The sequence below is a fragment of the Massilia sp. 01N410 genome (assembly GCF_056399665.1).
The window spans coordinates 1-25,272 of the sequence record NZ_JBFTRV010000023.1; the positions used below are offsets into that span (position 1 = coordinate 1).

General features: G+C 63.4%; 19 protein-coding genes and 1 tRNA gene. 17 read left to right on the forward strand and 3 right to left on the reverse strand.

All coding sequences use genetic code 11. From position 1 onward, the window contains the following. From AC1DOP_RS23340 to AC1DOP_RS23405, 14 genes are all read left to right on the forward strand, one after another. The coding region (locus tag AC1DOP_RS23340; protein ID WP_477252125.1) for an EF-Tu C-terminal domain-related protein at positions 1–149 on the forward strand (149 nt) is incomplete at its 5' end. Positions 150–259: 110 nt separating this feature from the next. Continuing rightward, positions 260–335 (forward strand) — tRNA-Trp (locus tag AC1DOP_RS23345). Between the two features lie 37 nt (positions 336–372). Next, on the forward strand, positions 373–762 hold the full coding sequence (secE, locus tag AC1DOP_RS23350; protein ID WP_442124886.1) for a preprotein translocase subunit SecE: 390 nt from the start codon (positions 373–375) through the stop codon (positions 760–762). Further along, entirely contained in the window at positions 762–1,373 is a 612-nt protein-coding gene (gene nusG, locus AC1DOP_RS23355; RefSeq protein ID WP_442124885.1) for a transcription termination/antitermination protein NusG, read from the forward strand. The genes secE and nusG overlap by 1 nt, the downstream gene beginning before the upstream one ends. Positions 1,374–1,485: 112 nt before the next feature. After that, positions 1,486–1,917 (forward strand): 50S ribosomal protein L11, encoded by a 432-nt coding sequence (gene rplK / locus AC1DOP_RS23360; RefSeq protein ID WP_258846865.1) that lies wholly within the window; start codon positions 1,486–1,488, stop codon positions 1,915–1,917. Continuing rightward, the gene (gene rplA, locus AC1DOP_RS23365) at positions 1,918–2,613 is read left to right on the forward strand and encodes a 50S ribosomal protein L1 (RefSeq protein ID WP_442124884.1); all 696 of its coding nucleotides are present in this window, start codon (positions 1,918–1,920) and stop codon (positions 2,611–2,613) included. It begins immediately after the preceding gene. Between the two features lie 355 nt (positions 2,614–2,968). Next, positions 2,969–3,505, forward strand: a complete 537-nt coding sequence (gene rplJ / locus AC1DOP_RS23370) for a 50S ribosomal protein L10 (protein WP_442124883.1) — start codon at positions 2,969–2,971, stop codon at positions 3,503–3,505. A 54-nt stretch (positions 3,506–3,559) separates the two neighbouring features. Beyond that, positions 3,560–3,940 carry a 50S ribosomal protein L7/L12 gene (rplL, locus tag AC1DOP_RS23375; protein WP_442124882.1) on the forward strand — a complete coding sequence of 127 codons (381 nt, stop codon included), beginning with the start codon at positions 3,560–3,562 and terminating at the stop codon, positions 3,938–3,940. A gap of 280 nt (positions 3,941–4,220) precedes the next feature. After that, positions 4,221–8,330, forward strand: coding sequence for a DNA-directed RNA polymerase subunit beta (rpoB, locus tag AC1DOP_RS23380; protein ID WP_442124881.1), 4,110 nt, complete (start codon positions 4,221–4,223; stop codon positions 8,328–8,330). A 162-nt stretch (positions 8,331–8,492) separates the two neighbouring features. Beyond that, entirely contained in the window at positions 8,493–12,740 is a 4,248-nt protein-coding gene (rpoC, locus tag AC1DOP_RS23385; RefSeq protein WP_442124880.1) for a DNA-directed RNA polymerase subunit beta', read from the forward strand. A gap of 393 nt (positions 12,741–13,133) precedes the next feature. Continuing rightward, the gene (locus tag AC1DOP_RS23390; protein ID WP_442124879.1) at positions 13,134–16,085 is read left to right on the forward strand and encodes an outer membrane beta-barrel protein; all 2,952 of its coding nucleotides are present in this window, start codon (positions 13,134–13,136) and stop codon (positions 16,083–16,085) included. Positions 16,086–16,165: 80 nt separating this feature from the next. Next, the gene (locus tag AC1DOP_RS23395; RefSeq protein ID WP_477253653.1) at positions 16,166–16,723 is read left to right on the forward strand and encodes a cysteine hydrolase family protein; all 558 of its coding nucleotides are present in this window, start codon (positions 16,166–16,168) and stop codon (positions 16,721–16,723) included. Positions 16,724–16,775: 52 nt separating this feature from the next. Next, positions 16,776–17,360: a helix-turn-helix domain-containing protein gene (locus AC1DOP_RS23400; protein ID WP_442124877.1), complete on the forward strand. Its 585-nt coding sequence runs from the start codon at positions 16,776–16,778 to the stop codon at positions 17,358–17,360. Beyond that, on the forward strand, positions 17,357–17,878 hold the full coding sequence (locus AC1DOP_RS23405; protein ID WP_477253655.1) for an N-acetyltransferase family protein: 522 nt from the start codon (positions 17,357–17,359) through the stop codon (positions 17,876–17,878). Before AC1DOP_RS23400 ends, AC1DOP_RS23405 begins: the two co-directional genes overlap by 4 nt. On the opposite strand, the gene AC1DOP_RS23410 is transcribed toward AC1DOP_RS23405, so the two are convergent. Both AC1DOP_RS23410 and AC1DOP_RS23415 read right to left on the reverse strand, forming a co-directional pair. Next, positions 17,879–18,406, reverse strand: a complete 528-nt coding sequence (locus AC1DOP_RS23410) for a DUF3828 domain-containing protein (RefSeq protein ID WP_477253657.1) — start codon at positions 18,404–18,406, stop codon at positions 17,879–17,881. It lies immediately after the preceding gene. A 20-nt stretch (positions 18,407–18,426) separates the two neighbouring features. After that, on the reverse strand, positions 18,427–18,816 hold the full coding sequence (locus tag AC1DOP_RS23415; protein WP_477253659.1) for a hypothetical protein: 390 nt from the start codon (positions 18,814–18,816) through the stop codon (positions 18,427–18,429). 213 nt (positions 18,817–19,029) lie between these two features. Between AC1DOP_RS23415 and sodC the strand changes: the two genes are divergently transcribed. The 3 genes from sodC (at position 19,030) to AC1DOP_RS23430 (ending at position 23,530) form a co-directional block, all read left to right on the forward strand. Continuing rightward, positions 19,030–19,614, forward strand: a complete 585-nt coding sequence (gene sodC / locus AC1DOP_RS23420) for a superoxide dismutase [Cu-Zn] SodC (protein ID WP_477253661.1) — start codon at positions 19,030–19,032, stop codon at positions 19,612–19,614. Positions 19,615–19,801: 187 nt separating this feature from the next. Further along, complete coding sequence (locus tag AC1DOP_RS23425; protein ID WP_477253663.1) at positions 19,802–22,444, forward strand: hybrid sensor histidine kinase/response regulator; 2,643 nt, start codon at positions 19,802–19,804, stop codon at positions 22,442–22,444. 69 nt (positions 22,445–22,513) lie between these two features. Continuing rightward, the gene (locus tag AC1DOP_RS23430) at positions 22,514–23,530 is read left to right on the forward strand and encodes a hypothetical protein (protein ID WP_442124140.1); all 1,017 of its coding nucleotides are present in this window, start codon (positions 22,514–22,516) and stop codon (positions 23,528–23,530) included. Between the two features lie 88 nt (positions 23,531–23,618). Here AC1DOP_RS23430 and AC1DOP_RS23435 read toward each other — a convergent pair whose 3' ends face one another. After that, the gene (locus tag AC1DOP_RS23435; protein ID WP_442124141.1) at positions 23,619–25,256 is read right to left on the reverse strand and encodes a M28 family peptidase; all 1,638 of its coding nucleotides are present in this window, start codon (positions 25,254–25,256) and stop codon (positions 23,619–23,621) included. Between the last annotated feature and the right edge of the window lie 16 nt (positions 25,257–25,272).

A 25,272-nucleotide genomic window follows, 5' to 3' on the forward strand; every position in this document is an offset into this window, starting at 1 on the left:
CCGACAAAGAAATGGTGATGCCGGGCGATAACGTGTCGATCACCGTCAAGCTGATCGCCCCGATCGCGATGGAAGAAGGTCTGCGCTTCGCAATCCGCGAAGGCGGCCGTACCGTCGGCGCCGGCGTGGTTGCCAAGATCATCGCCTAAGTAGTAAATAGCTTCACACCGGGAGGGACGTTCCTGTTCCTCCCAACAACAGAGTGTTGCGCGGTGCGTCCGCACCGCGTATAATGCTCGATTCAGCTAGAAGTTTATGTAGGGGAGTAGCTCAATTGGCAGAGCGTCGGTCTCCAAAACCGAAGGTCGCGGGTTCGATTCCCTCCTCCCCTGCCACCGAATTCGGTGCTCAGCACCCGAAAGTAAATTAAGTATGTCTAATCAATCCGTGCAAACCGTCAGCACCTCGAACGACAAGTTCAAGGTTGCGCTGGCAGCGATTGCTACGATTGCAGGCGTGGTTGGCTTTTTCATTCTGAAAGGCCAGAACAAACCAGCTCTGGTGTGCGCAGGCGCACTCGTGGCTGGTTTGGTCGTTGCCGTCCTGCTGTTGTGGACTTCCGCTACCGGGCGCGACTTCCTGGGCTTCGCCAAAGAGGCCGTGCGCGAGACGAAGAAGGTTGTTTGGCCCACTCGCAAGGAAGCGACCCAGATCACCATGGTGGTTTTCGGTTTCGTCCTCGTGATGGCGATTTTCCTGTGGGGCACGGATAAGATTCTCGAATTCCTGATGTACGACGTGATCCTGGGGTGGAAACAATAATGAGCGAAAACGTGCAAGATAACGTGCCGGGCGACGCCCCGGCACAAGACGCTGGTGCGCCGCTGAGTACTCCGGTCAGCAACAAGCGCTGGTACGTCGTGCATGTCTATTCCGGCATGGAAAAGAGCGTGATGCGCGGCCTGACCGAACGCATCGAGCGCGGCGGCATGCAAGAACAATTCGGCCGCATCCTGGTCCCGACCGAAGAAGTGGTCGAGGTCAAGAATGGCAGCAAATCGGTGTCCGAGCGCCGCTTCTTCCCGGGTTATGTGCTGGTCGAGATGGAAATGACCGATGAGTCCTGGCACCTCGTGAAGAACACGCCGAAAGTCACCGGCTTCATCGGCGGCAAGAGCAACAAGCCGACCCCGATCCCGGCCCGCGAAATCGACAAGATCATGCAGCAGGTCCAGGAAGGCGTCGAAAAGCCGAGGCCCAAAGTGCTGTACGAAGTGGGCGAACAGGTGCGTATCAAGGAAGGCCCGTTCACCGACTTCAACGGCAACGTCGAGGAAGTCAACTACGAAAAATCGAAGGTGCGTGTCACTGTCACCATCTTCGGCCGCGCAACTCCGGTGGAACTGGAGTTCGGGCAGGTAGAGAAAGTCTAAAAGCGCTGAATCGGAGCGTCGCAGCAGCAAGGCGGAATCCGGTAAGAGGAGCTCCGCCTGATAAGTGGTACAGGTGGAGCGCTACCACTCAATCGAGAGATTAGGAGCCATCATGGCAAAGAAAATCATCGGTTTTATCAAGCTGCAAGTGCCGGCTGGTAAAGCAAACCCCTCCCCCCCGATCGGTCCGGCCCTGGGCCAGCGCGGTCTGAACATCATGGAATTCTGCAAGGCCTTCAATGCCAAGACCCAAGGCATGGAACCGGGCATGCCGATTCCGGTGGTGATCACCGCCTTCGCGGACAAGTCCTTCACCTTCGAGATGAAGACCCCGCCGGCGACCTACCTGATCAAGAAGCTGTCGGGCGTCACCAAGGGTTCGGCCAAGCCGCACACCGACAAGGTCGGCACCCTGACCCGTGCCCAGGCTGAAGAAATCGCAAAAACCAAACAGCCGGACCTGACCGCTGCCGACCTGGACGCCGCTGTGCGCGTCATCGCCGGCTCGGCACGTTCGATGGGCATCACGGTGGAGGGTATCTAAATGGCTAAGCTGTCCAAGCGCGTCAAAGAAATGAAAGCCAAAGTGGATCGTAACAAGGTCTACGCTTTCGACAACGCAGTCGCAATCGTCAAAGAATTCGCTACCGCCAAGTTCAACGAGTCGATCGACGTCGCCGTCCAGCTGGGCGTGGACCCGAAGAAGTCGGACCAGGTCGTTCGCGGTTCCGTCGTTCTGCCGGCAGGTACCGGCAAGACCGTCCGCGTCGCTGTGTTCGCACAGGGCGACAAGGCCGAGCAGGCTAAAGCCGCCGGCGCCGACATCGTCGGTATGGAAGACCTGGCAGAGCGCGTGAAGGCCGGCGACATGCCGTTCGACATCGTGATCGCTTCGCCGGACACCATGCGTATCGTCGGTACCCTGGGTCAGATCCTGGGCCCGCGCGGCCTGATGCCGAACCCGAAGGTCGGCACCGTGACCCCGGACGTCGCTACCGCCGTCAAGAACGCCAAGGCCGGTCAGGTTCAGTACCGTACCGACAAGGCTGGTATCGTTCACGCCACCATCGGCCGCAAGTCGTTCTCGGACGAACAGCTGAAGACCAACCTGGTCGCACTGATCGACGCCCTGAACAAGGCCAAGCCGGCATCGTCGAAAGGCGTGTACCTGCGCAAGGTCGCTCTGTCGTCGACCATGGGCGCTGGCGTCCGCGTCGACCAGGGCACCCTGGCTGCCTAAGAAATAACGGAGCGTTAGCGCTCTTCGACGAAGCCGGGTTGACTGGCTTCTTCGACGAAGCCAGGTTAACTGGCTTCGTCGTCCCCGCGAAGGCGGGGATCCAAGTTTTAGACCCTGTAGTTGTTACGCGGGGCAGATCTTTGGGCTGGTGGGGCAACCCGCCAGGCAATCAAAGACCGTTGGGCCGAAAGCAGAGCGAGTTTTAGCACTGGCCGGAGGTTAATAGACAAACCCAACGCAGATGGCGAACCCGAACAAGTTTTGTAGTCGATGCTTTTGTCGTACTTCTTAACTTCGGACGCCGTGTTCGAACCGATGCGGGGGATGTCCCTCACATCATTTAAGGAGATTGACCGTGGGTCTTAATCTGAATGACAAAAAGGTCGTCGTCGAAGAAGTTAGCGCAAAAGTAGCAACCGCGCAAACCATCGTCGTCGCCGAGTACCGTGGCATCCAGGTTAGTGCTCTGACGAAACTCCGTGCAAATGCTCGTTCGCAGGGTGTGTACCTGCGTGTTCTGAAGAACACGCTGGCACGTCGCGCTGTGGAAGGCACCCAGTTCGCACCGCTGGCTGAGACCATGGTTGGTCCGCTGATCTACTCGATCTCGGATGACGCCGTTGCCGCAGCTAAAGTGATCGCTGACTTCTCCAAAACCAACGACAAGCTGGTGGTGAAGGGCGGTAACTACGCTGGTAAGAACCTGGATGTCGCTGGCGTCACCGCGCTGGCAAGCATCCCGAGCCGTGAAGTCCTCATCGCCCAGCTGCTGGGCGTCATGCAGGCTCCGGTTTCCGGCTTTGCACGAGTTCTGGCTGCCGTGGCAGCACAAAAAGGCGAAGGTTCCGCAGCTCCGGCAGAAGCCGAAGCGGAACCGGCAGCGGCTGAATAAGCCCTGGCTTTTTTGCTCAAGTACTAATCACACACTAAATATTTGGAGTTTCAAATGGCAATTAGCAAAGAAGAGTTCCTGGACGCAGTTGGCGCAATGTCGGTCATGGAACTGAACGACCTGGTCAAGGCTTTCGAAGAGAAGTTCGGCGTGTCGGCAGCTGCAATGGCAGCCCCGGCAGCTGGCGGTGCCGCTGGCGCCGGCGCAGCCGCTGCTGAAGAGCAGACCGAATTCAACGTCGTGCTGGCTGAAGTCGGCGCGAACAAGGTCGGCGTCATCAAGGCCGTCCGCGAAATCACCGGTCTGGGCCTGAAAGAAGCCAAGGACCTGGTCGACGGCGCACCGAAGACCGTCAAGGAAGCCCTGCCGAAAGCTGACGCTGAAGCCGCCAAGAAGAAGCTGGAAGAAGCTGGCGCCAAGGCCGAGCTCAAGTAATACATATGCAAAGGGCGCTGGCAACGGCGCCCCGAGCCGGAGTCAAAGCTTGCAGACCCCCGCCGGAAGGTGGGGTATGCGGCTTTGGCTCTTTTGTCGTCCCTGCAGCACTTGTACTACCCCGGCAGCACAGCAGTAATCAGCAGTAATCGTATCACAGCAGTACCGGCTGTCCCTTAATACCTGGCGGAACGCGACGAGTTTTGAGGCCTTGCATGTGGTGCGTCGACCACTGGCAATTCCTGAAGTCTCATCCCTTTCTGTCACTCACGGAGTGTCCATGCACTACTCATTTACTGAGAAGAAACGCATTCGCAAGTCGTTCGCGAAGCGCGCCAACGTTCACAACGTTCCCTATCTCCTGGCTACGCAGCTGGAGTCTTACGAGAATTTCCTGCAGGCGGACGCAGGTCCCTCCGCACGCAAGAACGAAGGCCTGCAGTCGGCTTTCAGCTCCATTTTCCCGATCGTGTCGCACAACGGTTTTGCGCGCCTCGAGTTCCTCTCATACGTGCTGGGTGACCCCGCTTTCGATGTCAAGGAATGCCAACAACGCGGTCTGACCTTCGCGTCGCCGCTGCGCGCCAAGGTGCGTCTGGTGATCCTGGACAAGGAATCGCCGACCAAGCCGGTCGTGAAAGAGATGAAGGAACAGGAAGTGTACATGGGCGAACTGCCGCTCATGACCGCCAACGGCTCGTTCGTCATCAACGGCACCGAACGCGTGATCGTCTCGCAGCTGCACCGCTCGCCGGGCGTGTTCTTCGAGCACGACCGCGGCAAGACCCACTCGTCGGGCAAGCTGCTGTTCTCGGCACGTATCATTCCCTACCGCGGCTCCTGGCTGGACTTCGAATTCGACCCGAAGGACATCCTGTTCTTCCGCGTCGACCGCCGCCGCAAGATGCCGGTGACGATCCTGCTGAAAGCCATCGGCATGACGCCGGAGCAGATCCTCGCCAACTTCTTCGTGTTCGACAACTTCAATCTGCGCTCGGAAGGCGCGGAACTGGAATTCGTGGCCGAGCGCCTGCGCGGCGAAGTCGCGCGCTTCGACATCGTCGATCCGAAGACCGGCAAGACCCTGGTGCAAAAAGACAAGCGCATCAACGCCAAGCACGTGCGCGACATCGAAGCCGCCGGCATCACCTATATCTCGGTGCCCGAAGACTACCTGGTCGGCCGCGTGCTGGCCAATAACGTGGTCGACGGCGAAACCGGCGAGATCATCGCCAACGCCAACGACGAGCTGACCGACGAGCTGCTGGGCAAGCTGCGCGACGCCAACATCGCGTCCATCCAGACCCTGTACACCAACGACCTGGACCAGGGCGCCTACATCTCGCAGACCCTGCGCACCGACGACACCGCCGACCAGACCGCCGCACGCGTGGCGATCTACCGCATGATGCGTCCTGGCGAACCGCCGACCGAAGAGTCGGTGGAAGCCCTGTTCAACGGCCTGTTCTACAGCCCGGAACGTTACGACCTGTCGGCCGTCGGCCGCATGAAGTTCAACCGCCGTATCGGCCGTGACGAACTGGTCGGCGACATGACCCTGTCGAACGAAGACATCCTGGCCGTGATCAAGATCCTGGTCGAGCTGCGCAATGGCCGCGGCGAAGTCGACGACATCGACCACCTGGGTAACCGCCGCGTGCGTTGCGTGGGCGAACTGGCCGAGAACCAGTTCCGCGCCGGTCTCGTGCGCGTCGAGCGCGCCGTCAAGGAGCGTCTGGGCCAGGCCGAAGCCGACAACCTGATGCCGCACGACCTGATCAACAGCAAGCCGATCTCGGCCGCGATCCGCGAATTCTTCGGTTCGTCGCAGCTGTCGCAGTTCATGGACCAGACCAACCCGCTGTCGGAAATCACGCACAAGCGCCGCGTTTCCGCACTGGGCCCGGGCGGCCTGACCCGCGAACGCGCCGGCTTCGAAGTGCGCGACGTGCACCCGACCCACTACGGCCGCGTGTGCCCGATCGAAACGCCTGAAGGCCCGAACATCGGCCTGATCAACTCGCTGGCACTGTATGCCCGCCTGAACGAATACGGCTTCCTGGAAACCCCGTACCGCAAGGTCGAAGGTTCGAAAGTCACCGACAAGATCGAATACCTGTCGGCGATCGAAGAAGGCCGCTACATCATCGCCCAGGCGAACGCCGCGATCAACGCGGAAGGCCAGCTGGTCGACGAACTGGTGTCGGCACGTGAAGCAGGCGAAACCATCCTGGTCTCGCCGGAACGCATCCAGTACATGGACGTGGCCCCGGGCCAGGTCGTGTCGGTGGCAGCTTCGCTGATTCCGTTCCTCGAGCACGATGACGCGAACCGTGCACTGATGGGCGCCAACATGCAGCGCCAGGCCGTGCCTTGCCTGCGTCCGGAAAAAGCCTTCGTCGGTACCGGCATCGAGCGCACCGTGGCGGTCGACTCGGGCACCACCGTGCAGGCCACCCGTGGCGGCCTGGTCGACTACGTCGACGCCGGCCGTGTGGTGATCCGCGTGAACGACGACGAGGCGCAAGCCGGCGAAGTCGGTGTGGACATCTACAACCTGATCAAGTACACCCGTTCGAACCAGAACACCAACATCAACCAGCGTCCGATCGTGAAAGTGGGCGATCGCGTGGCACGCGGCGACGTCATCGCCGACGGCGCCTCGACCGACCTGGGCGAACTGGCACTGGGCCAGAACATGCTGGTGGCCTTCATGCCGTGGAACGGCCTGAACTTCGAGGACTCGATCCTCATCTCGGAGAATGTCGTCAAGGACGACCGCTACACCTCGATCCACATCGAGGAACTGTCGGTGGTTGCCCGCGACACCAAGCTGGGTCCTGAAGAAATCACCCGCGACATCTCGAACCTGGCTGAGAACCAGCTGGCGCGTCTGGATGAATCCGGCATCGTCTACATCGGCGCCGAAGTGCAGGCCGGCGACGTGCTGGTCGGTAAGGTGACCCCGAAAGGCGAAACCCAGCTGACCCCGGAAGAGAAGCTGCTGCGCGCGATCTTCGGCGAAAAAGCGTCCGACGTGAAGGACACCTCGCTGCGCGTGCCGTCGGGCATGGTCGGTACCGTGATCGACGTGCAAGTCTTCACCCGTGAAGGCATCGTCCGCGACAAGCGCGCCCAGCAGATCATCGACGACGAGCTGAAGCGCTTCCGCCTGGACCTGAACGACCAGCTGCGTATTGTCGAAGGCGACGCCTTCCAGCGTCTGGAACGTCTGCTGGTCGGCAAGACCGTCAACGGCGGTCCGAAGAAGCTGGCCAAGGGCGCCGTGATCAGCAAGGAATACCTGGCCGATCTGGACAAGTTCCACTGGTTCGACATCAGGCCGAGCGACGACGAAACCGCCAACGCACTGGAGGCGATGAAGGAGTCGATCAACGAGAAGCGTCACCAGTTCGACCTGGCCTTCGAAGAGAAGCGCAAGAAGCTGACCCAGGGCGACGAGCTGCAGCCGGGCGTGCAGAAGATGGTCAAGGTCTACCTGGCCGTCAAGCGTCGCCTGCAGTCGGGCGACAAGATGGCAGGCCGTCACGGTAACAAGGGTGTGGTCTCGCGTATCGTTCCGGTGGAAGACATGCCGTTCATGGCTGACGGTACCCCGGCCGACGTCGTGCTGAACCCGCTGGGCGTGCCATCGCGTATGAACGTCGGTCAGATCCTGGAAACCCACCTCGGTTGGGCAGCGAAGGGTCTGGGCCTGCGTCTGGGCGAAATGATCAAGGCCAAGGCACAGACCGAGCAGCTGCGCGCTTTCCTGGGCAAGATCTACAACGAGACCGGCAAGTCGGAAGACCTGGACAGCTTCAGCGACGAGGAAATCGTCGAACTGGCGAACAACCTCAAGAACGGCGTGCCGTTCGCGACCCCGGTGTTCGACGGTGCGCACGAAGATGAAATCCGCCGCATGCTGGATCTGGCCTTCCCGGACGAGATCGCGGCCCACCTGGGCATGACCCCGTCGAAGAACCAGGTCACGATGTACGACGGCCGCACCGGCGAAGCATTCGAGCGCAAGGTCACCGTCGGCTTCATGCACATGCTGAAGCTGCACCACCTGGTCGACGACAAGATGCACGCCCGTTCGACCGGCCCGTACTCGCTGGTGACCCAGCAGCCGCTGGGCGGTAAAGCCCAGTTCGGTGGCCAGCGCTTCGGTGAGATGGAGGTGTGGGCACTGGAAGCGTACGGCGCCTCGTACGTGCTGCAGGAAATGCTGACCGTGAAGTCGGACGACGTGAATGGCCGTACCAAGGTGTACGAGAACCTGGTCAAGGGCGACCACGTGATCGATGCAGGTATGCCGGAATCGTTCAACGTGCTGGTGAAAGAGATTCGTTCGCTGGGTATCGATATCGATCTGGAACGCAACTAAGACAGCAGTACGGTACCGCGGCTATGCCGGTACCGTCGTCCCCGCGAAGGCGGGGATCCAAGTTTGGCGGTATGCCACGAACTTGGGTTCCCGCCTTCGCGGGGACGACGAAGTAAGCGTAGCGTGGTAGGAAGTAAAGAATTCAATCACCCGGAGTGATAAATGAAAGCACTGCTCGATCTATTCAAGCAAGTTCAGCAAAACGAGAGCTTCGACGCCATCAAGATTGGCCTGGCGTCGCCCGAGAAAATCCGTTCGTGGTCGTACGGCGAAGTCAAGAAGCCGGAAACCATCAACTACCGTACCTTCAAGCCGGAGCGTGACGGTCTGTTCTGCGCCAAGATCTTTGGTCCGATCAAGGACTACGAGTGCCTGTGCGGCAAATACAAGCGCCTGAAGCACCGCGGCGTGATCTGCGAGAAGTGCGGCGTCGAAGTCACGCTGGCCAAGGTGCGCCGTGAGCGCATGGGCCACATCGAGCTGGCCTCGCCGGTCGCCCACATCTGGTTCCTGAAATCGCTGCCGTCGCGTCTGGGCATGGTCCTGGACATGACCCTGCGCGATATCGAACGCGTTCTGTACTTCGAAGCATACGTCGTGACCGATCCGGGCATGACCCCGCTGAAGAAGTGCCAGATCATGTCGGAAGACGACTACGCCGCCAAGTACGAAGAGTACGGCGACGATTTCACCGCATTCATGGGCGCCGAAGGCATCCGTGAACTGCTGCGCTCGATCGACATCGACCGCGAAGCCGAAGCGCTGCGCGTCGAACTGAAAGAGTCGAAGTCGGAAGCGAAGATCAAGAAATACGCCAAGCGCCTGAAAGTGCTCGAGGCATTCCAGCGCTCGGGCATCAAGCCCGAGTGGATGATCATGGAAGTGCTCCCGGTTCTGCCGCCGGAGCTGCGTCCGCTCGTCCCGCTGGATGGCGGCCGTTTCGCGACCTCCGACCTGAACGACCTGTACCGCCGCGTCATCAACCGTAACAACCGTCTGAAGCGCCTGATGGAACTGCGCGCGCCGGAAATCATTACGCGTAACGAGAAGCGCATGCTGCAGGAAGCAGTGGACTCGCTGCTGGACAACGGCCGTCGCGGCAAGGCGATGACCGGCGCCAACAAGCGTCCGCTGAAGTCGCTGGCCGAAATGATCAAGGGTAAGGGCGGCCGCTTCCGTCAGAACCTGCTGGGCAAGCGCGTCGACTACTCGGGCCGTTCGGTCATCGTGGTGGGTCCGCAGCTGAAACTGCACCAGTGCGGCCTGCCGAAGCTGATGGCCCTGGAACTGTTCAAGCCCTTCATCTTCAACAAGCTGGAACTGATGGGTCTCGCGACCACCATCAAGGCTGCGAAGAAGCTGGTCGAGCAGCAGGAACCGGTGGTCTGGGACATCCTGGAAGAAGTCATCAAAGAGCACCCGGTCATGCTGAACCGTGCGCCGACCCTGCACCGTCTGGGTATCCAGGCGTTCGAGCCGGTGCTGATCGAAGGCAAGGCAATCCAGCTGCACCCGCTGGTCTGCGCGGCGTTCAACGCCGACTTCGACGGTGACCAGATGGCAGTCCACGTCCCGCTGTCGATCGAAGCGCAGATGGAAGCCCGCACCCTGATGCTGGCCTCGAACAACATCCTGTTCCCGTCGAACGGCGAACCGTCGATCGTGCCGTCCCAGGATATCGTGCTGGGTCTGTACTACGCGACCCGCGAGGCGATCAACGCCAAGGGCGAAGGCATGATGTTCCCGGACGTGTCGGAAGTCATCCGCGCGTACGACAACAAGGAAGTCGAGCTGGCGACCCGCATCACCGTGCGTATCGTCGAGTTCCCGAAGAACGAGCAGGGCGGTTTCGACCAGACCCTGACCCGCTACGAGACCACGGTCGGCCGTGCGATCCTGTCCGAGATCCTGCCGAAAGGCCTGCCGTTCTCGGTGCTGAACCGCGCGCTGAAGAAGAAGGAAATCTCGAAGCTGATCAACACTTCGTTCCGCAAGTGCGGCCTGCGTGCCACCGTCGTGTTTGCCGACAAACTGATGCAGTCGGGCTTCCGCCTGGCGACCCGCGCCGGTATCTCGATCGCCGTGGACGACATGCTGATCCCGGACGTCAAGAAGACCATGATCGCGACCGCCGAAGCGGAAGTGAAGCAGATCGAGCAGCAGTACGCTTCGGGTCTGGTCACCGCCGGCGAGCGTTACAACAAGGTCGTCGACATCTGGGGCAAGACCTCGGACGAAGTCGGCAAGGCGATGATGGACCAGCTGAAAGTGGAACCGGTCGTCAAGCGCGACGGCAGCCACGGCACCCAGGAATCGTTCAACGCGATTTACATGATGGCCGACTCGGGCGCCCGTGGTTCGGCAGCCCAGATTCGCCAGCTGGCCGGTATGCGAGGCCTGATGGCCAAGCCGGACGGCTCGATTATCGAGACGCCGATTACCGCGAACTTCCGCGAAGGCCTGAACGTTCTGCAGTACTTCATCTCGACCCACGGCGCCCGTAAGGGTCTGGCCGACACCGCGCTGAAGACCGCGAACTCGGGTTACCTGACCCGCCGCCTGGTCGACGTGACCCAGGACCTGGTGGTGATCGAGGACGATTGCGGCACCACCAACGGCACGCACATGAAGGCGATGGTCGAAGGCGGTGAAGTCATCGAGCCGCTGCGCGACCGTATCCTCGGCCGCGTCGCAGGCACCGACATCGTCAATCCGGAAACGCAAGAGACCCTGTTCGAAGCCGGCACCCTGCTGGACGAAGACATGGTCGAAGAGATCGAGCGCGTCGGTATCGACGAAGTCAAGGTCCGCACCCCGCTGAACTGCGACACCCGTTATGGCCTGTGCGCGAAGTGCTACGGCCGTGACCTGGGCCGCGGCATGCTGGTGAACAGCGGCGAAGCGGTCGGTGTGGTTGCCGCGCAGTCGATCGGTGAGCCGGGTACCCAGCTGACCATGCGTACCTTCCACATCGGTGGTGCGGCATCGCGTGCGGCGGTGGCATCGTCGGTCGAAGCCAAGTCGAACGGCACGGTCCGCTTCACCGCGACCATGCGTTACGTCACCAACGGCAAGGGCGCGCAGATCGTCATCTCGCGTTCGGGCGAAGTGCTGATCACCGACGACCACGGCCGTGAGCGCGAGCGTCACAAGGTGCCGTACGGCGCGACCCTGACCGTCCATGACGGCATGGTGGTGAAGGCCGGCGTGGCGCTGGCAACCTGGGATCCGCTGACCCGTCCGATCATCACGGAATACGGCGGCACGATCAAGTTCGAAAACGTGGAAGAGGGCGTCACCGTCGCGCGCCAGGTCGATGAGGTCACTGGCCTGTCGACCCTGGTCGCGATCGATCCGAAGCGCCGCGGTTCGGGCAAGACCCTGCGTCCGCAGGTCAAGCTGCTGAACGAAGAAGGCCAGGAAGTCAAGATCGCCGGCACCGAGCACGCCGTGACGATCGGCTTCCAGGTCGGCGCGCTGATCATGGTGAAGGACGGCCAGCAGGCATCGGTGGGTGAAGTGCTGGCACGTATCCCGACCGAGTCGCAGAAGACCCGTGACATTACCGGTGGTCTGCCGCGCGTTGCCGAGCTGTTCGAAGCCCGTTCGCCGAAAGACGCCGGCATGCTGGCGGAAGTCACCGGTACGGTCGCCTTCGGTAAGGAAACCAAGGGCAAGCAGCGCCTGGAAATCACCGACATGGACGGCAACAAGCACGAGTTCCTGATCACCAAGGACAAGCAAGTGCTGGTGCACGACGGCCAGGTGGTGAACAAGGGCGAGATGATCGTGGACGGCCCGGCCGATCCTCAGGACATCCTGCGCCTGCTGGGTATCGAAGCGCTGGCCCGCTACATCGTCGACGAAGTGCAGGACGTGTACCGTCTGCAGGGCGTGAAGATCAACGACAAGCACATCGAGGTGATCGTTCGCCAGATGCTGCGCCGTGTCCAGATCGTCGAAGCCGGCGACACCGACTACATCGTCGGCGAGCAGGTGGAGCGTTCGGAACTGCTGGAAGCGAACGACCGCATCGAAGCCGCGGGCAAGCTGCCGGCGACTTACGAAAACGTGCTGCTCGGTATTACCAAGGCATCGCTGTCGACCGACTCCTTCATCTCGGCCGCATCGTTCCAGGAAACCACCCGCGTGCTGACCGAAGCGGCGATCATGGGCAAGCGCGACGGTCTGCGCGGCCTGAAGGAAAACGTCATCGTCGGCCGCCTGATTCCTGGCGGTACCGGTCTGGCCTTCCACCGCGCCCGCAAGGAAAAAGAGGCGTGGGAAGCGGAAGAGCGCCAGCAGCTGCTGCAGCAGGAGAAGGCCAATATGGCTGCCGAGCTGCAGGCGATGGAAGACCAGCAGAATGCTGCGGCTTCGATCGAGCAGCATCATGGCGACGGCGAGTAATCCACTGCGCTTCAGCTTCTAGCCGGTTCAACGGCTAGCCAGGAACGGCACCTTCGGGTGCCGTTTTTTTTCGCCCATCGGAAATGTCAATTCGCCGTGCATATCCCATGCGTATGTTGTGCATACGCCACCTTGTCTAGACATTTGCATTGACACAACATTACCAAATGTTAATACTCGTGAAGTTTTCGTAACGAAAATATTTTGCAAGAGCTGATACAAGTTCTTTCGTGTGTAAAGTTATGTAAAGAAGACCTGCCGGGAAGACTTGTCGTTTGCTGATGTATCTGTTGTCCAGTTGTCTTAATAATAGGGAGAGATATGTTGCATAAAGAAAAACAAGTGTCGAGAGTGTCCGTGCTGCGCCGGTCCGCAGTTTCACTGGCAGTCGGTATGTGCTTCATCGGCGCCGCATGGGCTGCTGAAACCGGCGGCCTGCGCATTTCGATTACCGGAGCGGGTGGCAAGCCTGTCGCTGGCGCGACGGTGAAGATCAGCTCGCCAAGCAGCCTGGTGACCAAGACTGTCGTGACCGAGGCGGATGGTTCGGTCCGCGTTGCGGGCCTGGACCCGGCAAGCGACTACAAGATCGAAGTGGTAGCGCCCGGCTATTCGGCCTTCAATGCCACCGGCGTCGCGGTGGTCAGCGGCTCCAACCCCAGCGTGAGCTATAACCTGGCCGACGCCGGCGGCGCAGGCGGTGCGCAACAGGTGGTCGTCACCGGTTCGCGCCTGGCCCAGGTGGACACCACCTCCGCCACCGTCGGCACCATCCTGAACCTCGCCGTCGTCGAAGCGCTCCCGACCACCCGTAGCTACCAGGGCTATCTGCAGCTGGTGCCGGGCGTGAAACCTTCCGCCGGCGGCAACCCGTCCTCGAAATCCGGCGTCAACTACGCGGACATCGGCGGCGCCACCGGCACCTCCTCGGACAACGTCTACATCCTCGACGGCGTCGACGTCACCGACCCGTTGACCGGCACCTTCGGTTCGAACATCAACTCCGAGATCATCCAGGAACAGCAGATCCTCACCGGCGGCATCCCGGCCGAGTACGCAGGCGGTTCGGGCCTGGTCTCGAAGGTGATCACCAAGTCGGGTGGTAACGAGTTCCACGGCTCGGTCAACTACTACTTCCAGAACGACAGGCTGGTGTCGAAGAACCAGCACAACACCAACTCCGGCTTCTCGACCTACGATACGGCCTTCACGCTCGGCGGTCCGATCATCAAGGACAAGCTGTGGTTCTTCACCTCGTACCAGAAGAAGGGCCGCGACACCGACGTGACCAACGCGTCGACCGGCGACTTCATGCGCAAGGTGAAGCGCGACGACAAGCTGGGCTTCGCCAAGCTGACCTGGCAACCGACCGATAACGACCGCCTGTCGTACAGCTTCTTCAACGACCCGACCAGGATCAGCGGTTCGACCACGGCGACCACGCTGAACAACCGCGACACGCGTCAGGAGCAGGGCGGCACCAACAACAAGGTCGAATACTCGCGCGACATGGACAACCTGCGGGTGAACGCCTATGCCTTCAAGCACAAGGGCCAGCTGTCGACTTTCGCGGCCGACCAGTCGACCCTCAACAACGTTGCCTTCTTCAGGCCGACCACGACGCCGACCATCGCCGAGCGTAGCCTGGGTGGTGCCGGTTCGAACTCGGTCTCGTGGCGCAACCGCAAGGAGTGGGGCCTCAATGCCGAGTACTTCCTCGAAACCGCCACCGCGGGTACCCACACCTTCAAGTCCGGCTTCGTGAATTCCACCGACTCCTACACCTCGGATGCCTACCGGACCGGCCCGGAGAACGCGAACTACACCTCCATCGCGGCAGCCAACACCGGCGTCACCTTTGCCCAGCACGTCGGTTCCGGCTGGACGGGTTCGAAGAGCCTGGCCGCCGGCGATATCCCGCGTATCATCGATGCGATCAACGCCAGCCCGAACAAGACCTACTTCCTGGGCCTGCTCGACACGAACCACGACGGCGTCGTCACCGACCCCGAGATCCGGGCCTACAAGTTCGCCAGCACGGCCGGCAATCCGAACGGGCAGGTGAACGCCTATCGCATCTTCAACTCGCGCGTTGCGCCGTACACCGTGGAAGCGACCGGCAAAGCCTTCTACCTGCAGGATACGTGGACGAAGGACAAGCTGACGGTCAACGCCGGCGTGCGCACCGAAGAGTGGGTGCACCGCGATTCGGCCGGCAAGCAGACCGCCAAGTTCAAGTGGGAACTGGCGCCGCGCCTCTCGACCGTGTATGACCTGAACGGCGACGGCCGCAGCAAGGTCTGGGCATTCCTGGGCCGTTACTACGACCCGATCCGCAACAACATGTCCGACTTCGCCGGCAACGTGACCGGTCCGATCCTGGATGAACAGGTCTACCTGGGCAACCAGTGGCTGACCTTCCGCCAGCGCGGCGGTTCGGATGCCGCGATCGCACCGTCGACCAAGACCCCGTACACCGACGAGTTCATGCTCGGCTATGCCACCAACCTGGGCAAGGATTACACGCTGTCGGTCACCTACACCAAGCGCCGCACCCGCGACCTGCTCGAGGACTACGACCTGGCGCTGTACTCGGATCCGAGCCTCACCGCCGCCACCGCGCCGGAAGGTTCCGCCTACCCGGGTTCGGCTTACTACCTGCCGTACTCGTACTTCGGCTACTCCGCGGCACCGAAAACGAACTATGTGATCGGCACGCTGGCAGGCGGCAAGCGCGACTACCAGGGCATCGAAGTCAGCCTGAACAAGGCAAAGCGCGATAACTGGATGGGCCAGGTTTCGTACACCTACAACGACGCCAAGGGCAATACCAACTCCGACAGTACCGCCGACTTCCAGGGCGACTGGATTGCACTCGATCCGCGCGCACCGAACGCCTACGGCCCGCAGCCGGGCAACATCAAGCACCAGTTCAAGGGCTACGGCACCTACTTCTTCAACAACGGGCTCGAGCTGAGCGGTGTGTTCAACTGGAACAGCGGCGTCCTGTACAGCAAGACCCAGCTGGTCTCCAGCCGCTACCTGCCGGTCATGGACGATCCGTACGTGAATGGCGGCGTGCTCGATTCGTGGATCACGCCGGGTTCGATCGGCGCCTTTACCGGCCCGTCGTACTACACCTTCGACGTGCGCCTGAAGTACCAGTACAGGTTCGCCGGCAGCCAGAAGGTCGAGTTCTTCCTCGACGTCTTCAACGTGCTGAACAAGCAGTCGGCCACCACGGCGATGCCGCTGGCAGCCGGCAACGGCGTCTACAAGTTCGGCGAGGCGAACGCCTGGAACGACCCGCGTCGTTTCTACTTCGGCGCACGCTACAGCTTCTAAGCTGAAAACAAAGAAGTTTCTTAAGCTTTGCCGGCCCTCGCAAGGGGGTCGGCTTTTTTTTGCATCCCGAACCAAAAGCCATGAGCGAACAAACCGCACTGATCATCATCGACATGCAGAAGGGCATGCGCAGCCCGACCCTGCCACCCAGGAACAACCCCCAGGCCGAAGACAACATCGCCCGCCTGCACGCCGCCTGGCGCGAATCCGGCCAGCCGGTCATCAGCGTGCGCCACATCAGCCGCTCGCCGGCGTCCGTGTTCGCGCCCGGCCAGAGCGGCGCCGAGTTCCAGGAGCGCTTCCTGCCGCTGCCGCACGAGCACGTGGTCGAGAAGAACGTGCCGGATGCCTTCATCCACACCAGTCTCGAACGCTGGCTGCATGCGCGCGCTATCCGGCATCTGGTGATCGCCGGCGTCAGCACCAATAATTCGGTGGAGGCGAGCGCGCGCACGGCCGGCAACCTGGGCTTCGGGACAGTGGTGGCGGCGGATGCCTGCTTCGCCTTCGACAAGCAGGACTTCGGCGGCACCTGGCGCAGCGCCGAGGAGGTGCATCTGATGGCGCTGGCGAACCTGCATGGGGAGTATGCGCAGGTGCTCTCCACCGACGACGTCATCGCGCAGCTGACATCCTGAGGCGATAAAAAATCCAGTTTACAGGATTTATTTATCCTATATACTGGATTTCATGGACATCAACCACCTCATCGCCCAACGCCTGCGCGAACTGCGCGACGCCCGTGGACTGACGCTCGCGCTGCTGGCCGAACGCAGCGGCGTCAGCAAATCCAATATCTCGCTGATCGAACGCGGCGAGAGCAGCGCCACCGCCACCGTGCTGGACAAGCTGTCCGCCGCCCTCGGCGTCACGGTCGCCTCGCTGTTCGAGAAGCCGGCCGACGATGCGCCGTCGCCGGTAGCACGCGCCGAGGACCAGCCGGTATGGACCGATCCGGCCTCCGGCTACGTGCGGCGCAACCTGTCGCCGGCCATGTATTCGCCGATCCAGCTGGTCGAGATCAGCTTTCCGGCGGGCCAGCGCGTCGCTTATGAAACCAGCGCGCGCGACGTCGACGTCCACCAGCAGGTCTGGATCATCGAGGGCACGATGGAAGTCGGCGTCGGCGGCACCTCCTGGACCCTGAACGCGGGCGACTGCCTCGCCATGCGCCTCGACCAGCCGATCGCCTACCACAACCCGACCGGCAAACCGGCGCGCTATCTGGTCTCGCTGGTCTCGCAGGCGCACAAGCCACCGCGGAGGGAAGCATGACGAAGGACCCGAGCATCCGCCAGCTGCGCGCCGATGAAGTCGTGCACCGCATCGGCCAGCTGGCCGACGTGCTGCTCGATTGCGTCGAAGGCGGCGCCTCGGTCAGCTTCATGCTGCCGATGGCGCGCGAGACGGCCCTGGATTTCTGGCGCAAGGTGGCGGACGGCGTCGCCCGCGGCGAGCGCACCCTGATCGTGGCCGAGGATGACGAGGGCATCGCCGGCACCGTCCAGCTGATCACGGACATGCCGGAGAACCAGCCGCACCGCGCCGACGTCGCCAAGCTGCTGGTGCACCGGCGCGCCCGCGGCGCCGGCATCGGCCGGAAGCTGATGGAAGCGGTGGAGGATGCGGCGCGCGGGCAGGGCAGGCGCGTGCTGGTGCTCGATACGGCCAGCAGCACCGCCGAAAGGCTGTACGAGCGCCTGGGCTGGCAGCGGGTCGGCGCGGTGCCGGATTATGCGTACATGCCGGATGGCGCGCTGTGTCAGACGGCCTTCTACTACAAGCACATCTGACTACGGCAGCTTCGTCATCAGCAGTTTCTTGAGCGAGGTATCGTCCGGATAGATGACATCGGTGATCCGTGGCCCACTGCGTGTCGGCGCGAGCAGGTATTGAATCGTGATCCGCTCTCCGTTCGACGGATAGCGGAAACTGACGATGACCCTGTTTGTCGTTGCGGCTTTGATGCTGAGATCGACCGCACCTGGATCCTGCGATGCATACAGCATATCGAAGTCGAGATTGCAGATTTCCTGTGTTTTGGTTACGCACTGTCGCTCCTTCACCAGCAAAGAAACCAGAGGGCCATCGAAATATTTTCCGAGGACGGAACGGCTTTGCTCGGTCACGGCTTTTCGCCGATCGGCTTCAGGAGAGTCGCACTTGGGCGCGGATACCGACGGGCCGGGACAGCCGAAATCCATGTACAGACCGTTGATGAGTTGTTCGCCCGCTGCCGGATTTGCTGCCGTCGCGATAGCGGAACAAAAACATGACAGTGCGATGGAAAGGAATAACGCAAAATGACGTGATCCGAACATGATGGCTCCTGTAGAGGGGATTAACGGCGATAGATGGCGAAGCTGGGCTTTGCACGGCGGTATCCTTGGCCAGGCCAGAAGTCCCGCTGAACAAAGTCCGAAATCCAATGCTGTCCATCCCATACCTGAATATGTCCGGATATGCTGCCGCCCGTGTACGGCTGGATGACGGCGATATCACCTGCGCGGGCCGAATAAGACTGGAGGCTGATGACTCCTATCTTTTGATAGCCATTCCTTAACAATACCCCACCCCAGTCTTTTGCATGTGCCGGGTGGCCGCTGGTTTTCGCGCCGCCTGCTTCCAGAGCGAGCCGGACGTGATGTGCACAACGTCCAAGACTATGTGCTTTCGCATTTTTACGTAATGTGAGTGAAAGCTCTTTCACGTCGATCGATGGTTCGGGCATACGGTCTCCTATGTGAATGTCAAAGGCAGCACTAACCATCGCCATTCTCCTCAGCCTGAATCTTTCTTTTTTAGCGCAGGCGCAAACGTCCTAAAGTCAGGAATGTTTGTGCCGAACCCAGGTACCGTCCTCCCGTCCGCCCCCGGCAGTAGCGATGACATACACTATCTCCGCATTTCACCCTGCCACCCGAAGCACTGAAAGGAGACGGTAATGAAGGACACGAATACCAGGACCGCCCTGTTGGCCTGCATCCTCGCCGCAGCCGCCATCGGCAGCGCCAGCGCACAGACCTCCGTGCCGGCGACCGCGCCAACGCCGGCGTCCTCCGGCGACAAGCTGCAAGCCCCGATGACGCTGGTAACCGCCGGCGGCACCGGCAAGATGATCGGCACGGTGACGATCACCGAATCGCCGAACGGCCTGGTGTTCACTCCGGCGCTGACCGACCTGCCTGCCGGCCCGCACGGCTATCACGTGCACGAAAACGGCAGCTGCGGCGTCAACGAAAAGGACGGGAAGAAGGTGGCGGCGGGCGCCGCCGGCGGACATTACGACCCGCACGGCAGCAAGCAGCACCTCGGCCCCACCGGCAACGGCCACCTGGGCGACCTGCCGCCGCTGGTGGTGGGGGGAGACGGCCGCGCCACCCTGGCGGTGACGGCGCCGCATCTCACCAGGCTGGCCGACGTGAAGGGCAAGGCGCTGATGATCCACGCGGGCGGCGACAACTACGCCGACAAGCCGCAGCCGCTGGGCGGCGGGGGCGCGCGCATCGCCTGCGGTGTCATCCAGTGAGTGTCCGGCCAGGCAACGTAAAAATTGTTCATTACTTGCATGCATTGATTTAACAATGCCTGCTATGATGAGCCGGCGAGCCGACCCTCCGGCTCGGCTTTGCTGACGAATACCTATGTCCTGGCCTTTCGACCCTGCCGCATCCGGCGATACGTCGCCACCGAACGTAAGTGAGATGGAGCTGCGGATGCGGCGCCATCCCTGGGAAGACACACCCGTCGGTCCGGTCGCCTCCTGGCCTTTCAGCCTCAAACTGGCGGTGCGCACCCTGCTGGACTGCCGGCTGCCGATGTGCCTGGCCTGGGGCGAAAGCCAGATCCAGTTCTTCAACGACGCCTATCTGCCTTCCCTCGGCAACAAGCAGGATACGGCCCTGGGCGAAGACGCTCGCGTCACCTGGGCCGATATCTGGCCGGTGATGGCCGAGCGCTGGGGACGCGCCTGGCGCGGGGAGTCGATCGGCTCCGACAAGCTGGCCCTGACGGTCACCCGTTTCGGCTATCCCGAAACCTGCTGGTTCCACTATTCGTACAGCCCGGTCTACGACGATGCCGGCCGGGTCGGCGGCGTGCTGGCCGCCTTCGTCGAAACCACCGGCGGCGTGCGGGCCGAGCGCCGCCATGCCTTCCAGCTGGCGCTGGCCGACATCCTGCGCCGCGAAACCGAAACCGGTCCGCTGCTGCAGGCCGCCGCCCGCCAGGTGAGCGGCCACGCGGCCGGCGCGGTGACGATCTTCGCGACGGTCGACCATGCGGCGCAGGCGGCGGTGATCCGCGAGCAGTGGCGCGACGGCGCGCCGGACGGCGAGCCGGGACGCGCGGTGCCGCTCGGGCTGCTCGCGTTCGGGCGCGAGGCCCAGCTGCTGCGCGGCGAGATCGTGTGCGTGCCGGACGTCGCCGCCGAGCCGGACATTTCCGGCGGCGGTGCCTGGCTGGCGCAAGGCATCGCCGCCGGCCTGATGGTGCCGCTGATGGAGGAGGGGCGCCTGCAAGCCGTGCTGGCGCTGCACGCGCCCACCGCACAGAGCTGGGAAACCGCCGACGTCGAGCTGATCGGCGACAGCGCCCACCGGATCGCGGATGCCTTGCGCCGCATCCGTACCGAGCAGGCGCTGCGCGAAGAGAGCCGCCTGCTGGCGCTGATGAAGGACGCCACCGGGCAGCTGGCCTCGACCCTCGACCTCGAAACGCTGATGCAGGCGATCACCGACGCCGCCACCCAGCTGACCGGCGCCGAATTCGGCGCCTTCTTCCATAACGGCACCGACGGCAACGGCGACGCCTATCTGCTCTACACCCTGAGCGGGGCGCCGCGCGAGGCCTTCCAGGACTTCGGCCATCCGCGTCCCACCAAGGTGTTCGGCCCGACCTTCTACGGCAGTGCGCCGATCCGCAGCGACGACATCACGAAGGATCCGCGCTACGGTTCGATGGGACCGCACCACGGCATGCCGCCCGGCCACCTGCCGGTGCGCAGCTACCTGGCGGCGTCGGTGGTTTCGCGCTCGGGCGAGGTGATCGGCGGGCTGTTCTTCGGCCACTCGACCCCGGGCATGTTCAGCGCGCGCACCGAGGAGCTGATCGGCACCTTCGCCGGCCAGGCCGCGATCGCGATCGACAATGCGCGCCTCTACGACATGGCGCAGAAGGCGGCCCTGGAGCGTGAAAGCCTGCTGGCCAGCGAGCGCGCCGCGCGCGCCGAGGCCGAGCGCCACAACAAGATGAAGGACGAGTTCCTGGCGATGCTGGCGCACGAACTGCGCAATCCGCTGGCGCCGATCTCCAACGCGGCCCAGCTGCTGCGCCTGCCGGAAGCGAACGAGGGCCTGCGCCTGAAGGCCAGCAACATCATCTCGCGCCAGGTGCGCCACATGAAGGAGCTGGTCGACGACCTGCTGGACGTCTCGCGCGTGACCCGCGGCCTGGTCAAGCTGGAGAACGAAGTGCTCGACCTGAACAAGGTGGCGATGGCCGCCGTCGAACAGGCGCGCCCGCACATCGAGGAGCGCGGCCATGCGCTGACGGTCGACCTGCCGCCCGAGCAGGTGCCGGTCGAGGGCGACCGCACCCGCCTTATCCAGGTGCTGGTCAACCTGCTCAACAACTCGGCCAAGTACACGCCGGCCGGCGGCCGGATCACGCTGGCCGTCACCGGCACAGGGGCCTCGGCCGAGGTGAGCGTGCGCGACAACGGCAGCGGCATCGACGCCCAGCTGCTGCCCCACATCTTCGACCTGTTCACCCAGGCCGACCGCGCGCCCGACCGCTCGCAGGGCGGTCTCGGCATCGGACTGGCGCTGGTGAAGAGCATCGTACGCATGCACAACGGCGCGGTGACCGCCAGCAGCGACGGTCCCCAGCGCGGCACCACGATGACGGTCACGCTGCCCCTCGCGCAGGCGCAGGCGGGCGAGACGCCGCGCGCGGGTGGCATCGCCGGCGAGACCCGGCCGCTCTCGGTCACCATCGTCGACGACAACCTGGACGCCGGCCATTCGCTGGCGGTGCTGCTGCGCGCCCACGGTCACAACGTGCAGGTCTACGAGGACGCCTCGACCACCTTGCGCGCGCCCGAAGTGGAAGGCACCGAAGTCTTCATCCTCGACATCGGCCTGCCCGACATGACCGGCTACGAACTGGCGCGCCGCCTGCGCCGCCGGCCCGGCCACGCCGGCGCGGTGTTCGTGGCGCTGACCGGCTACGGCCAGGAGCGCGACCGCGAACTCTCGCGCCAGGCCGGCTTCGACCACCACCTGGTCAAGCCGGTCGATATCGCCAAGCTGGCGCAGATCCTGGCGCACGCACCTGCCGTCGCTCCCGCAACTTCTTGATCCGTCATTCCCGCCTTCGCGGGGGCGTGGCATATTGACAATTAATTTCCAACCGCTCAGTATTCGGTGATGTCCCGCAAAAAGAACAGCCGTCAGTGGGCCCGCCTGCGCATCCTGTGCCACGCGGGTCTCGACCTGATGACGATCGTCCCGGACGCCTTCGGGCTGGTGCGCGAGCTCATCCCGAATTCCTCCGCCCACCTGACGCTGCTTCCGCAACTGCCCGCGCAGCCGGCGCCCGACGCCGGCCGGGACGATGCCGCCTTCGCCCAGGTGCTGCCGCCGCCGCGGGGCTATTTTTACGGCGACCATGTCGGCTTCGATGCGCCGTCCGCGCCGCCCGTCCATGTGCTGGAGGCGCCGCTGCAGGGCGGCGGGCGCAGGCGCGGCGAGATCGTCCTGTGGCGCGCCGAGGGGCCTGCCTTCGACCACCATGACGAGGAAGACCTGCGGCGTGTCGCCGGCTATTTCGAGCATGCGCTGCGCAATGCGCCGGAACTGGGCGCGGGCGGCGCCGCCGTGGTCGAGGACGAAGCCATGCTGCTGGCCACCGGCGACGGCCAGATCCTGTATCTGAGCGACTCGGCCGGCGGCTTGCTGGACCAGCTGGCCGCGCAGGAGCGCCAGCGCTTCGACCGCCGCACCGTGCCGCCGTTCTGCATGCGCCTGGTGGAATCGGTGGTGCACGGCGACCGCTATCCCTGGCTGCTGCCGCTGGCGACCCTGGCGATGGCCGGCGGCATCCTCGAGGCGCGCGCCCAGTGGATGAGCGTGGGTGGCGCCGCGGCCCTGCACACGGGCGGCGATGCCGGCGCCGCCAGCCGCACGGTCGGCATCTTCATGAAGTTCGTGGTGCCGCTGCCGCTGCGGATCTGGCGCGCGATCGGCTCGGTGGAGCTGTCGCCGCAGCAGGCCGAGGTGGCGTTCTGGATGGGCGTCGGCGGTGGGCGCGAATCGGCGCGCGCGAATATGGAAGTCAGCGACGCCGTGCTGCGCGACTGCGTGAAGGCGGTCTACGAAAAATTCGGCTGCTCGTCCGAGGCCGGCCTCCTGGAGCAGCTGCGGCCGGCGATCTCCCGCATGTAACCCCGCTCTCGACAGACAGCTTGCAAACAAGGACGGTAATCCCGCGCAGCCTTTCCGGGCTGCGCGGGATGTCATTGTTGCGGGAGGCTCAGTTGGCGGCGCGGGCTTTCGCGAACTGGTCGCCCGGCTTCCAGGTCGGCATCGCGGGCGCGTCCGCCACCGCGCGGCCCAGGTTCAGCGTGTACTGCGCCTGCTGCACCATGCCGGACAGATCCCAGTTAGGATCGTATTCGTCGTTGGCCTGGTGGTAGCGCGGGCCGTAGGCCTTGCGCTTGGCGTCGTTGGCCTCCTTGTCCTTCACCCAGTCGTGGCCGCCGCCCACCGAGAACGCTGGCACGCCGGCCTTGGCGAAGCTGAAGTGGTCGCTGCGGAAGTAGCCGCCGCCCAGGTCCGGACGCGCCTCCGCCACCTTCAGGTTCATCGCCCTGGCGGTGCCGGCCGCAAGCAGCCCCAGGCTGCTGCGTTCGCTGCCCTGCACGCCGATGTCCTTGGCCATGGCGACGAAGTTCAGGCTGTCCAGGTTCAGCGCCGCGGCGGTCTTGTCCAGGGGCCAGAGCGGGCGCGCCGCATAGGCCGCGCTGCCCAGCAGGCCCTGTTCTTCGGCCGCCACCCACAGGAACATCTGGCTGCGTTTGGCCGGATGGCGCACCGCCTCCTGGGCCATCGCCAGCAGGCCGGCGCTGCCCGAGGCGTTGTCGACGGCACCGTTGAAGATGGTGTCGCCAGTGTCGCCCTGCTTGCCCAGGTGGTCCCAGTGCGCGCTGTAGATCACCAGTTCGTCCTTCAGCTTCGGATCGGTGCCCGGCACGATGCCGGCCACGTTGAACTGTTCCAGGGTACGCACCGCGGCCTTGGCCTGTCCCTGCACGCGGGCGTTCAGCACGACCGGCTTGAAGGACTTGTCTTCGGCGGCGGCGCGCAGCTTGTCGAGGTCCTGGCCGGCGGCGCCGAACAGGGCGCGCGCGCTGGCCTCCGTCATCCAGCCTTGGAGGCCGGTGCCGAGATCGGCGTCGGCCAGCTGGAAGCGCTCGGCGGTCCAGCTGTTCTGCACCACGCTCCAGCCGTAGGAGGCCGAGGCATCGGTGTGGATCAGCAGGACGCCGGCGGCGCCGCGGCGCGCGGCTTCCTCGAATTTATAGGTCCAGCGGCCGTAGTAGGTCAGGCCCTTGCCATTGAAGCGGTCCGGTTCCGCGCCGGTCGGCGCCGGGTCGTTGACCATCATGACCAGCACCTTGCCCTTCACGTCGAGGCCCTTGTAGTCGTCCCAGCCGCCTTCTTCCGGCGCACTGATGCCGTAGCCGACGAAGACCAGTTCGGCGTCCATGTCGTGCACCGGTTTCGCATCGCCGGGCGCCCACACCCAGTCCTTCGCGAAGGCCAGCGGCAGCGGCTTGCCGCCCGCGACCAGGGCCACCGAACTTTCCTGCGGGTGGGCCTTCACGCCGGCGATCCTGACGCTCTGGCGGTAGCTGCCCTGGTTGGCCGGCAACAGGCCGACGGCCATCGCCTGGGTCTCCAGGTAGGTGACGGCCAGCTCGCCGCCGCGCTGGCCGGTGCCGCGGCCTTCCAGGGCGTCCGAGGACAGGAAGGCCAGATGGGCGCGCAGCGGGGCTTCCTGGACGGTGGCGCCATGGTTGGCGCCGGCGGGTTTCGCGGGGCTGGCCGCGTGGGCTGCAAAGGCCAGCGCCAGGCTGGCGGCGAGGGTCGGGCGGACGATCTTGTGCATGGATTCCTGGTGCGAG